Origin of the sequence: Sphingobacterium faecium, assembly GCF_003054045.1 — a bacterium.
GTDB lineage: Bacteria > Bacteroidota > Bacteroidia > Sphingobacteriales > Sphingobacteriaceae > Sphingobacterium > Sphingobacterium faecium.
Genome location: NZ_QBKH01000005.1, coordinates 102,468 through 114,724 on the forward strand (window position 1 = coordinate 102,468; position 12,257 = coordinate 114,724).

At 38.0% G+C, this 12,257-nt stretch carries 10 protein-coding genes; 3 read left to right on the forward strand and 7 right to left on the reverse strand.

Annotated elements, in window-relative coordinates:
* Positions 1–3 precede the first annotated feature (3 nt).
* Entirely contained in the window at positions 4–336 is a 333-nt protein-coding gene (locus C8N37_RS14515; protein ID WP_108159566.1) for a HopJ type III effector protein, read from the reverse strand.
* 41 nt (positions 337–377) lie between these two features.
* The gene (locus C8N37_RS14520) at positions 378–908 is read right to left on the reverse strand and encodes a YceI family protein (protein ID WP_108159567.1); all 531 of its coding nucleotides are present in this window, start codon (positions 906–908) and stop codon (positions 378–380) included.
* An 810-nt stretch (positions 909–1,718) separates the two neighbouring features.
* On the opposite strand from C8N37_RS14520, the gene C8N37_RS14525 reads away from it, so the two are divergent.
* From C8N37_RS14525 to C8N37_RS14535, 3 genes are all read left to right on the forward strand, one after another.
* On the forward strand, positions 1,719–2,096 hold the full coding sequence (locus tag C8N37_RS14525; RefSeq protein WP_108159568.1) for a hypothetical protein: 378 nt from the start codon (positions 1,719–1,721) through the stop codon (positions 2,094–2,096).
* Between the two features lie 108 nt (positions 2,097–2,204).
* Positions 2,205–3,314, forward strand: a complete 1,110-nt coding sequence (locus C8N37_RS14530; protein ID WP_108159569.1) for an efflux RND transporter periplasmic adaptor subunit — start codon at positions 2,205–2,207, stop codon at positions 3,312–3,314.
* Positions 3,315–3,336: 22 nt separating this feature from the next.
* On the forward strand, positions 3,337–7,896 hold the full coding sequence (locus C8N37_RS14535) for an efflux RND transporter permease subunit (RefSeq protein WP_108159570.1): 4,560 nt from the start codon (positions 3,337–3,339) through the stop codon (positions 7,894–7,896).
* Between the two features lie 127 nt (positions 7,897–8,023).
* Here C8N37_RS14535 and C8N37_RS14540 read toward each other — a convergent pair whose 3' ends face one another.
* The 5 genes from C8N37_RS14540 to cobA are packed head-to-tail and all read right to left on the reverse strand — an operon-like array spanning position 8,024 to position 12,244.
* Positions 8,024–9,268, reverse strand: a complete 1,245-nt coding sequence (locus C8N37_RS14540) for a sulfate adenylyltransferase subunit 1 (RefSeq protein ID WP_108159571.1) — start codon at positions 9,266–9,268, stop codon at positions 8,024–8,026.
* Between the two features lie 43 nt (positions 9,269–9,311).
* Positions 9,312–10,202: a sulfate adenylyltransferase subunit CysD gene (gene cysD / locus C8N37_RS14545; RefSeq protein WP_108159572.1), complete on the reverse strand. Its 891-nt coding sequence runs from the start codon at positions 10,200–10,202 to the stop codon at positions 9,312–9,314.
* 10 nt (positions 10,203–10,212) lie between these two features.
* Complete coding sequence (locus tag C8N37_RS14550; RefSeq protein WP_108159573.1) at positions 10,213–10,914, reverse strand: phosphoadenylyl-sulfate reductase; 702 nt, start codon at positions 10,912–10,914, stop codon at positions 10,213–10,215.
* Positions 10,901–11,485: a precorrin-2 dehydrogenase/sirohydrochlorin ferrochelatase family protein gene (locus C8N37_RS14555; RefSeq protein ID WP_108159574.1), complete on the reverse strand. Its 585-nt coding sequence runs from the start codon at positions 11,483–11,485 to the stop codon at positions 10,901–10,903. The genes C8N37_RS14550 and C8N37_RS14555 overlap by 14 nt, the downstream gene beginning before the upstream one ends.
* A complete protein-coding gene (gene cobA / locus C8N37_RS14560; RefSeq protein ID WP_108159575.1) occupies positions 11,486–12,244 on the reverse strand; it encodes a uroporphyrinogen-III C-methyltransferase in 759 nt (252 codons plus the stop codon).
* Positions 12,245–12,257 lie beyond the last annotated feature (13 nt).

Sequence of the window (12,257 nt, forward strand, 5' to 3'; positions counted from 1 at the left end):
GCGCTATTTAAGCGTTAAGACAACGCCGCTAAAAGATACAGCATCCCAGCCATTCATCATGAACTGACGTATATTTTGATGATTATCACCATCTGGATCATTTAAAACAGACTCATAATGCTCAGCGAATAGGGCAAGAGTCTCATCTTTATCAAAATTATTCAAGGTAGCAAATGCCAAGATTTTGGCACTTCCTTGATTTTCTGTTTCTTGATTAACTTGATTTCCATTCGTAAATGCAGTAGGAGTGTGCTCATAACGAGCTGCTATATAAGCCAAAACATCAGAAAATACAATTTCTTTGTTCGCAAGACTTGTCAAAAGTTCGTGTGCCATTATTTATAAAATATTTAATTTACACACGCAAAATAATAAATTTATTGCTCTTTATGCAGTAACAAATGAATCAAAATATCAATATCTTCATCAATTAATAGGCTATTAGCCTCTAAAACAGAATTATACTTCATATCAAATTCCCAACGGCTCACTTTGCCCGTGACATCAAAAGAGATTCTTTCCTTACCATATTGATCAACTATATGACCATTATATTCCACCTTTAATTCAACGAGTTTGGTATGCCCATGCATAGTCAAATGACCCTCTAATCGAAAATTTTCATTATTAATCTTTTTAAAAGTAGTTGATTTAAACAATATTGTAGGATACAGCTCTGTATCAAAAAAATCAGCACTTTTCAAATGCTTATCTCTTTCTTCGACATTTGTATTGATACTATTGGCATCAATAGTGAATTGTATAGCAGCATTTTGAAAATGCTCATCCCATTCAGCAAACCCATGAAAAGTGTTAAAACTACCTCTAATAGAAGCAATTACTAAATAAGTGATACGAAATTGTACTGAGGAGTGAGCTGAGTCTATAATCCATTTTGTCTTTTTCATATGATTTAAACTTTTATAGATACCTGATATGTAAATTTAAGAAATAATAGCATGATATTCAATAGTATATAAATGCATCATCAATGAAAAAATAATTGCAAGATACCTACGAAAACGAACGTATGATAAAGTTCTAAAGATTAAAATTTGTGCGTTTTTTAGCATTCTAAATGCCATAGATTAGGTATAAACAATGCATGCATGATCATCTGAAGACAAGTAAATATAGACGCCAAAAACAGGTTTAAAAGCGCAACACTTAGTAAGTAAGAATCATACCCGAAAAATTCTTAGGGGATGGATATAAAATTTCTATTTAACATAATATAAATTATACGACTCGTTAATATTCTCATTTACACCATATTTCATCAACAATATTTTACATCTTGAATCTGAAGTTTTATCAATAGCCCGAAAACTAGATCTCATATCAAGTTAAGCTTACATACTAATTATAATGATGTATCATTATAATCTTTATACAAATGTCAATTCATTTGTACGTATTAAAATTATGAGATCTATCTGCTAGAATCTCCAAATACATGATCTGTAAAAAAACATATTTTATCAAATTTTTATCATGAAAGGTTTTCTCATCAAATTACACAATCATTCATTTAAAAAATCTTGGCCTGAGATTTTAATTATTTATACAAGTTGCGCGTTGATTTTTTTTTATTGAAATCTCAGCGATTACGAATTTGTGTCAAAACACGAAAAAACTAATGCTATCGTATGTTTTTCTTTTGTAATATTTATGTAGATGTTCCAGCTTAACTATTTGATTTTCTATATTTGTTGTTTATGTGGACTAGAATATTTTATTTCTTGGCGTTATTCAGTTACTTGAACTTGCTTTTTTATCAAGCTGGTGTCAATACGAATACTCGTGCAACAAATATTTCTACACAATATTTTATGGGTGATTCATTACTTGAATTTGTGTTGGACGATGTCTTAGATATTCCTATCGAAGTTCCCGAAAAAGATGCTGAAGTTCAATTTGACGATTATCGAATTTTCAATTTTGATCCACAAATCTTATCCATTTTTATTTTCGTTTTTGGAATTATATATTCAGCATTATCCATTCTCAAGCAGAAAAAACATCCACTTTATAGTAAGAAAAATGCCTGCTTATCAGGTTATTATCAGTATTTATACCGGTACAGTTTATTCTAACCACCCCTGCCCTATTTTTTGATTTTAAATTAATTTTTTAAAATCTAATTTACTCACAATTCATACATTGTATGGATTGATTCTATTTGTCAACATTTTATTTTTTATATGAAAACACCTTCCATTTCTTGGTATGCACTGTCATGCCTTGCGATTTTATCTGCTTGTACAGCCAAAAGCAACGATAAGCAAGTTATCACAGCTCCCAAAAAAGTACCCGTTTCCAATCTAATCGTGATGGATACAACAATTTACAAAGATTATATTGCTGATATACAATCGGTCAAAAATATTGAACTCCGATCCCGATTGAGTGGTTTTTTAGAACATATTTATGTTGATGAAGGCGCATCTGTCAAAAAAGGACAAGTGCTTTTCAGATTGAGTGATGACATGTATAAAGCGGATTATGCACGTGCGAAGGCTAATTTTAATACCGCATTGACTGATGTCAAAAAAGTGTTGTTAGAATTAGAGCGCACAAAAGATCTTGCTGCCAAAAATATTGTCAGTAAAACAGAGGTAGAATTACTCAAACTGCAATATACAGCTGCTGAGTCAAAGGTTGAAGAAGCTAGATCCATGATGCAGCAAGCTAAAACACAGCTCGATTATACATTGGTTCGTGCCCCTTTCGATGGCAAGATCGATCGCATACCTTTAAAAGAAGGATCACTTTTAGAACAAGGTTCTTTGTTAACCACTGTATCTTCTATGAAAGAAGTAAATGTCTATTTTGATATTTCCGAAAATGAATACCTCAGTATTGTATCTGATTCGTCATTTAATAAAGACTCTTTCAATAAAGATGTGAAATTGATTTTATCAGATGGTAATACTTATCCGTACTCTGGAAAAGCGGCTATCGTGGAGAGTGAATTTGAAAAGAATACGGGATCCATATCATTACGTGCAAAATTTGTCAATCCACAGGGCATACTAAAACATGGAGCATCTGGAAAAATATCCGTCCCGATTCAAACTGGGGACACCAAATTTGTTCATCAAAAGTCTGTATTTGAAATTCAGGATAAGACTTATGTCTACATCTTGAACAACGATAAGACCGTTTCCATGAAATCCTTCCAGGCAGGTCAGCGTGTAGGTCATTATTACATTGTCAATGCAGGTCTTTCGGATACAGATCAAATTGTTTTCGAAGGAGTCCAATCACTAAAGGATGGCATGAAGGTAGAAGTTATCCCAGTTAAGTTATAGCTCATTGTTTTAGAAAAAAATTATGTTTGATGTTTATATAAAAAGGCCTATCCTATCGTTGGTTATATCATTATTTATAACCTTACTGGGATTGTTGGCCTTATTTACACTACCTGTTACCCAGTTTCCTGATATTGTTCCACCATCCGTTGTTGTAACAGCGAATTATACAGGCGCAAATGCCGAAGTAAGTACCAATGCTGTTGCGATTCCTTTGGAACGTGCCATAAACGGTGTTGCAGGTATGACCTCTATGAATACGGTATCGACCAATAATGGTACAACGCTGATTCAGGTGGTATTTAAAGTGGGTATTGATCCCGATATTGCGGCAGTAAATGTACAAAATAGGGTCACAACAGTGCTCGATGAACTTCCAGAGGAAGTAACACGCGCCGGAGTGACCACAGAGAAAGAAGTAAACAGTATGTTGATGTATTTAAATCTTTATACCGAAGATGAAACTGCTGACGAACGTTTTATTTACAATTTTACGGATATCAATGTGCTCAAAGAGCTCAAGCGTATAGAGGGTGTCGGTTTTGCACAAATCATGGGGATGCGCGATTATGCCATGCGTGTTTGGGTTAAACCAGATCGTTTAGCGGCCTATAATATATCAACCGATGAGTTGATTGCTTCATTAAGAAAGCAAAATATTGAAGCAGCTCCGGGTCAGACTGGTATCAGTTCGGATAAAATGGTCAATATGCAGCAATACGTACTCCGCTATCCTGGAAAATTCTCCGAACCCGAAGAATATGCAAATGTACCCATTCGTGCAAATTCAGATGGAACTATTATCCGCATAAAAGATGTAGCCGACATTGAGTTTGGTTCGCTGGACTACGAGATGGTTTCTAAAACCGATGGAAGACCTTCAGCATCCATCATGTTGAAACAATTACCAGGATCCAATGCTCAAGATGTGATTAAACGTGTCAAAGATCGAATGTCCGAATTGCAAACAGCGACTTTCCCTGCAGGTATGAAGTATACGATGGGCTACGACGTCTCACGCTTTTTAGATGCATCGATCTCCAGTGTTATCAAAACATTGTTGGAGGCATTCTTATTGGTATTCGTCGTTGTATTTATCTTTTTGCAAAACTTTAGAGCTACTTTGATTCCCATATTAGCTGTACCAGTTAGTTTGATTGGTTCCCTGTTCTGTATGCAGATGCTCGGATTCTCCATCAATTTATTGACCCTATTTGCACTCGTGCTCGCCATTGGTATTGTGATTGACAATGGTATTGTGGTGGTCGAAGCCGTATTCGCAAAGATGGAGGAAGAAAATCTGCCACCCATGGAAGCTACCCTTGCCGCGATGAAAGAAGTCGGTACAGCTGTGATTGCGATTACTTTGGTCATGTCTGCTGTATTTATACCCGTTGCCTTTCTAGATGGACCCGTTGGTATATTTTATAGGCAATTTTCCCTCACATTAGCGTCCGCCATTATTATCTCCGGTATCAACGCGCTGACATTGACACCAGCGCTATGTGCGCTCATGTTAAAGAATCCACACGATCAGAAAGAGAAAAACAACTGGATGACGCGCTTCTTTAAAAAATTCAATCAAGCATACGATAAATTAGCCGGAAGATACCGTGGATTTCTATCTAAAACCGTTAGCCGAAGGGGACTTACAATCGTGGTATTAGTCGTTTCGTTTATCGCTACATGGGGAACCAGTGCGATCTTACCATCTGGATTTATCCCAACAGAAGATCAAGGGATGGTGTATGTCAGTGTGACCACACCGCCAGGAGCTACCGTAGACCGTACTGAAAAAGCATTGGATGAAGTCGATCGGATATCCAGAAGTTTAGAATCCGTCGAAACGGTCTCCACACTTGCTGGCTATAGCATCTTAACAGAAGTATCAGGATCATCATACGGTATGGGAATGATCAACTTAAAATCTTGGGAAGATCGTTCACAAACGGTAGACGATGTGATGAATGAGCTTAAGGAAAAAACGGCGCATATTGCCGATGCCCAAATCGAGTTCTTCCCTCCGCCTACCGTTCCTGGTTTTGGTAATGCTGCAGGTTTTGAAGTTCGTTTACTGGATAAAACAGGAACCGAAGACTTAAATAAGACTGCTGTTGTATTAGAAGAATTTATAAATAAACTCAATTCCAGCGAGTCCATTGAGAGTGTTTCCTCTGGATTTGACGTCAATTTCCCTCAGTATATGTTGGAAATAGACTACGATTTGGCTGCCAAGAAGGGCATATCAGTCGATAATGCAATGAATACATTGCAAACCCTAATGGGGAGTTTTTACGCGACCAATTTCATCCGTTATGGACAGATGTATAAAGTAATGGTACAAGCAGATGCAAATTATCGAAAACAACCAGAAGACGTGCTGAATCTCTTTGTTAAAACCGACAATGGTGAAATGGTTCCATATTCAGCCTTTATGACTATGAAGCGGGTATTTGGTCCAGAGCAGATTACACGCTATAATATGTTTACAAGTGCGATGATCAATGGTCAGCCAGCAGCCGGTTTCAGTACAGGTCAAGCGATCGAAACGATACAAGAAATTGCCAAAACGCTACCACAAGGTTATAGCATTGAATGGTCTGGTATGACCAAAGAGCAAATAGCATCCGGTGATCAGACGATTTATATCTTTGCCTTAGTCTTATTATTTGTTTACTTACTATTAGCCGCTCAGTACGAAAGCTTCTTCCTGCCCTTACCTGTCATATTATGTATTCCAGCAGGTATGTTTGGAGCCTTCCTATTCTTAAAGTTATTAGGTCTAGAAAACAACATCTATGCACAGGTCGCACTCGTCATGTTGATTGGTCTATTAGGAAAAAATGCCATTCTGATTGTCGAATATGCAGTACTGAAAAACAAACAAGGTATGACGATTGTAGATGCTGCTATCGATGGAGCCATCGCCCGTTTAAGACCGATTTTAATGACATCATTCGCTTTCGTTGCAGGTTTAATTCCTTTGATGTTCTCATCTGGGGCAAGTGCAATCGGAAATCGGACAATAGGTACAGCTTCTGTTGGTGGTATGTTGATTGGGACCGTTATCGGGGTATTGATTATTCCTGCATTATATGTTCTATGCTCCAAAAAAGCTAAAAAAGTGAATAAGAAAAAATTAGGTACAGTCGCTTCTATCTTTCTAGCTTTGCTATTAATATCAAGCTGCTCTGTTCCAAAAAATATGACATCGCTGCAATCTTCGGTGCTTCCTGAAAAATTTTCACCAGCAACAAGCAAAACAGATACCTCGATCGGTCAGATTCCTTGGAGAAAAGTATTTAAAGATCAGAAGCTGATTGTACTGATCGACTCTGCCTTGATCTACAATTACGATTTACAGATGGCAATCAAGCGTATTGAAATGGCTCAATCAAGTTTCAAACAGAAAAAAGCAGCCTTATTTCCAAAAGTAAATGCAGAGTTGGGCGCTGGATTGACCAAGTATGGCTTCTATACTGAAGAGGGAATCGGTAATTACGACAGTAATTTTTCCGAAAATCTACAATCAGACGAAAAAATACCATCACCTGCTATTCCAGACTATTTTGTAGGAATACGCAGTTCATGGGAAATCGATATTTGGGGAAAATTAAAGAACCTCAGACAATCCTCTTATGAAAATTACCTGGCACAGCTCGAAGCAAAACAATTGATTGCGACAGAATTGGTTTCCAATATTGGCTCCGCTTATTATCAGTTGATCAGTTTGGATAATCAATTGGCTGTATTTGAAAAAAATCTCAGATTACAGGAAAAAGCCTTAGCTATCATTGAAGTTCAGAAAGAAGCAGGTCGCACAACCGAATTAGCAGTTCAACAGTTTAAAGCGATTCTCGCCAATTCAAAATCAGATCGTGCAAAAACAAAGCAAGAGATCAGCATATTGGAAAATCACATTAATTTTCTCATCGGTCGTGTCAATAGACCGATTGAACGTACAGTAATCAAATTAGAGGAAGTACATCTGTTTGATAAGTTGACTTCTGGCGACCCCGCATTGATGCTTGCTCTAAGGCCAGATATCCGTGAAGCATCTCATCAATTGTTATCCGCGATGCATGAAGTACATGCTGCAAAAGCAGCATTTCTTCCTACAGTAGTATTGTCTCCATTTATCGGTCTCAATTCCTTTAGCTTTGATAAATTGATCGATATCAATAAATCTACCACCTATGGTTTATTTGGAGGAATTACAGCACCCATTTTCAATCAAAGAGAATTGAAAACCCAGTATGAACAATATAAAGGAAGTTACGGAATTGCTTTTCTCAATTATGAAAAGATCGTGCTGCAAGCCTACAATGAAGTTTCCAATGCTTTACTGACTGAAGATCATATCATCGATCGATTTCAACATAAAAATGAGCAAGTGGCTGCATTAGAATCTTCTGTAAATTCGGCTCATGATCTATTTTTGGCTGGACGTATCAATTATTTAGAGATCATTACCAGTCAAAGAGAATCTCTAGCTGCTCAGATTGAGCAGGTCAATATTCTCGAAGAAAAAATCTTGAATCAATTGGTGCTTTACAAAGCATTAGGTGGAGGTTGGCAATAAAAAGTAAAATGTATAAAAAAAGGTTGGTTTTATTTAAGCCAACCTTTTTTATGAACTAACTAACTAACTAACTAACTAACTAACTAACTAACTAACTAACTAACTAACTAACTAACTAACTAACTAACTAAGCAACACTTTCAATCATTACAGCCGCAACTGTTAAATTGGTACGTGGATCAATGATAATGCCTCGCCCCGTAGCTTGATGGTCTTGATAAAGATCAAACGAAAGATCGTCAGCAGCTTTGATCTGAACACGACCGATATCATTGAGCGCAATTGGCTCGCCATACTTATACTCCTGATTGTTGATATCAACCTTATGAATGATTTCGTTAATTTTAACTTTCGTTGTTCTACCAAAATTTTGAAAGAGATAGATCTGATTCGTATCCAAAGCCTTATTATCAAACCAGCAAATATTTGCTTCCACATTTCGTTCCACTAGACCAGCATCATGTGCCGCTACGATCGTATCACCCCGACTAATATCAACATGATCGGTCAAGTGAACGATCACAGATTGACCATCTTCGGCCTTTTCCAGATCGACCCCTGCCAGTTCAATTCTCTTAATCTTGCTTTTGACCGATGAAGGTAAAATAACCACCTCATCCCCAACTTTCAACCCATTTCCCACCACACGGCCAGCATATCCACGATAATCATGCAGTTCATCCGTTTGTGGCCTTACCACCCACTGTACAGGTAAACGCCACGCTTGGTCATCCACCTCGTCAAATTCGACCGTTTCCAAATAAGACAACAATGAAGGACCGTCATACCAATCAAAATGAGCCGAAGAATTCACGATATTATCGCCTTTCAAGGCCGAAACCGGCATAAAATCAACGTCCTTCAATTCTAATCGTTCTGCCAGCACTTGGTAATCCGCCTTGATGGTCTCAAACACTTCCTGGCTATAGTCCACCATATCCATTTTATTGATACAAATCAATACCTTCTTCAAAGCCAACAATTTCGCCAAGAAAGAATGACGCTTTGTCTGTTCGATAACACCTTTACGTGCATCCACCAATATGATAATCAGATCTGAATTGGAAGCTCCAGTGATCATATTACGTGTGTATTGTATGTGTCCCGGTGCATCAGCAATAATAAACTTTCGATTTTCTGTCTGAAAGTATTTATAAGCAACATCAATGGTAATCCCTTGTTCCCGTTCCGCCTTCAATCCATCCGTTAAGATCGCTAAATCAACAGTGCCATCATTATTTTTACGATTAGCCTTTTTGATCGCCTCCAGTTGATCATCTAATATCGAATCCGTATCATATAGTAAACGGCCGATCAATGTACTTTTGCCATCATCAACAGAACCAGCCGTTATAAATTTTAAAATTTTCATGTTCTAGATTATAGTTTAATCTTCCAATCTGGTGAATTATACCTTAAAAGTATCCTTGTTTTTTACGATCTTCCATTGCCGCTTCCGACACCTTATCATCCATCCTTGCTCCACGCTCACTAACCGTTGACGCTTTGATTTCGGCAATGATATCGTCCAGTGCAGTCGCTTCTGAATCCACAGCAGCGGTACAAGTCATATCACCTACAGTTCTAAATCGTACCGATTTAGTTTCGATCACATCCTCCTCATCGATATTTAAGAAAGGAGCTGCCGCCATCAACTGACCATTACGGGTGATCACTTCACGTTCATGGCTAAAGTAGATACTTGGAAGTTGAATGTTTTCCCGTTTGATATAATTCCAAACATCCAGTTCCGTCCAATTTGATATGGGAAATACACGGACGTTTTCTCCCTTATTGATTTTTCCGTTAAATATATTCCAAAGCTCAGGACGTTGGCGCTTTGGATCCCACTGTCCAAATTCATCACGTACAGAGAACACACGTTCTTTTGCCCTAGCCTTTTCCTCGTCGCGACGAGCACCACCGATACATGCATCAAAACCATTTTCCGCAATGGTATCCAACAGCGTCACAGTCTGTAATGCATTTCTACTCGCATTTTTCCCTTTCTGCTCCACCACTTTTCCAGCATCTATGCTATCCTGTACATACCCCACGATCAGTTTTTCACCGATCTGATCGATCAACCAATCACGATAGGCAATTGTTTCTGGGAAATTATGTCCGGTATCTATATGTACCAGAGGAAAAGGAAACTTACCTGGTCTAAATGCTTTTAATGCCAAATGAACCAACGTAATCGAATCCTTTCCGCCTGAAAATAAGAGTGCGGGGTTCTCAAATTGCCCAGCTACTTCACGTAATATATAGATTGATTCTGCTTCTAGTTGATCTAAATAATCCATTTAATCTTTTTTATTTTGTTGTCACATGTAATCCACACTCCTTTTTACTCTGATCTTCCCACCACCATCGTCCAGCGCGAAAGTCTTCACCCTCTTGAACAGCCCGCGTGCAGGGTGCGCAGCCTATGCTTGGAAAACCTTTATCATGCAGTACATTATAAGGTATACGCTCACTTTTGATATAATTATTCACCATCTCGAAAGTCCAGTCAAATAACGGATGAATTTTGATGATATCGTTCACCTCGTCATACTCTATATAGTCCATATCATGGCGATTAGCAGATTGTTCCGCTCTAATTCCCGTAATCCAAATTTTAGCACCCCGCAATGCGCGTTGTAATGGTTCTATTTTTCGGATGTAGCAGCAAGACTTTCTATTTTCTACAGATTCATAAAACGCATTCGGTCCCTTTTGCGAAACAAACTCTTGGATTTGCTCTGTATTGGGATAATAGGTATTGATCTTCAAAGCATAACGTTCTACAGTTCTGCTCCAGAGCGAGTACGTCTCTTTAAACAATCGGCCTGTGTCCAAAGTAAACACCTCAATGTTCACTTTGCTTTTCCCTATCCAGTCAGTGATAATCTGATCTTCGATACCAAACGAAGTCGAGAATACCACCTGATTTGGATAGTGCTCAGTAATGGCCTGAAGCAATTCTACTCCCTGCTTTCCTGATAATAGTTCTTTTATTTTATTGATCTCCATCTCTCTCAACCAACGATTTAGTATGTTCATTAAGCGCTGTCACTTTCGCTTGAAAGTCTCCCTTCAATTGATCCCGAAGTTGACTCATCAACTCCAACGTATCGTCAATTTCTTCAGGAAGCATATTCTGCAAAAGCTCTTTCACCCTTTTTGCTATAGTGGGCGATTTTCCATTTGTCGAAATCGCGATTTTCAAATTTCCTTTTTTAACAATTGATCCCAGATAAAAGTCACACAACTGCGGTTTATCAGCCGCATTGAGCAAGATAAAACGAGCACTTGCCAATGCTCTGATCTCATCATTGAGCTCATGGTTATTTGTGGCCAACATCACCAGATGTTTATGATCCAGATCCGACTCTACAAAATCACGCTCTTCAAATCTGACATGCGCATACTGCATCAATATAATTTTAAACTCGCAGCAGATCTCACTCGCAATAACAGTTACCTTAGCCTGATCATTATTATGAATGATTGCTTGAAATTTTTCTAAGCCAATCGGACCTCCCCCCACTAGTAGAATGTGAATTTGATCCGGTTTTACAAAAATTGGAAATAGTGTATTCATTTAGGCTGTTGCATATTTTCCAATGATATTTTTGAAATTAGGATGTTTTTTAACCACCTCGCCCAATACAATAATAGCAGGAACACCAATGCGTTTTTCTTGCGTCTCATCCAGAATATCATCGATTGTACCCATTATGATTTTCTCATTTGGCGTAGAGCCATTTTGAATCAATGCAATCGGTAGGTTTTCTTTACCATGCTGCCTGTAGAGTTCCACGATCTCGGTCAATTTTCCAAAACCCATTAACACCACCACTGTAGCATTGGTTTTAACAGCAGCATATAGATCTTCCGACAATTTTCCAGCCGTAGTTGATCCCGTGATCACCCAAAAACTTTCACTCATGCCCCGATACGTCAACGGAATTTTTTGTAAACCGGTAAGCCCAATACTCGAAGAGATACCAGGAACGACGGCGGTTTCGATATCAAATTGACTGACAAAATCCAGCTCTTCACCACCACGACCAAAAACAAATGGATCGCCACCTTTCAGCCGGACAACATGACCATGTGTCAATGCATAATCAACCAACAGTTGATTGATCTGATCTTGTGAAGTAGAGAGCTGTTCGGCTCGTTTTCCAACATATATTTTCGTGCAGTTTTCACCTGCAAAATCCAGTAAACTTTCATCAACTAAGGCATCATATAAAATCACATCAGCAGATTTGATTGCCTTTATACCTTTTAAACTGATCAATTCAGGATCTCCGGGACCAGCTCCGACCAAGGTTACTTTTGGTTTCATATTCATTCTTCTATCCTCC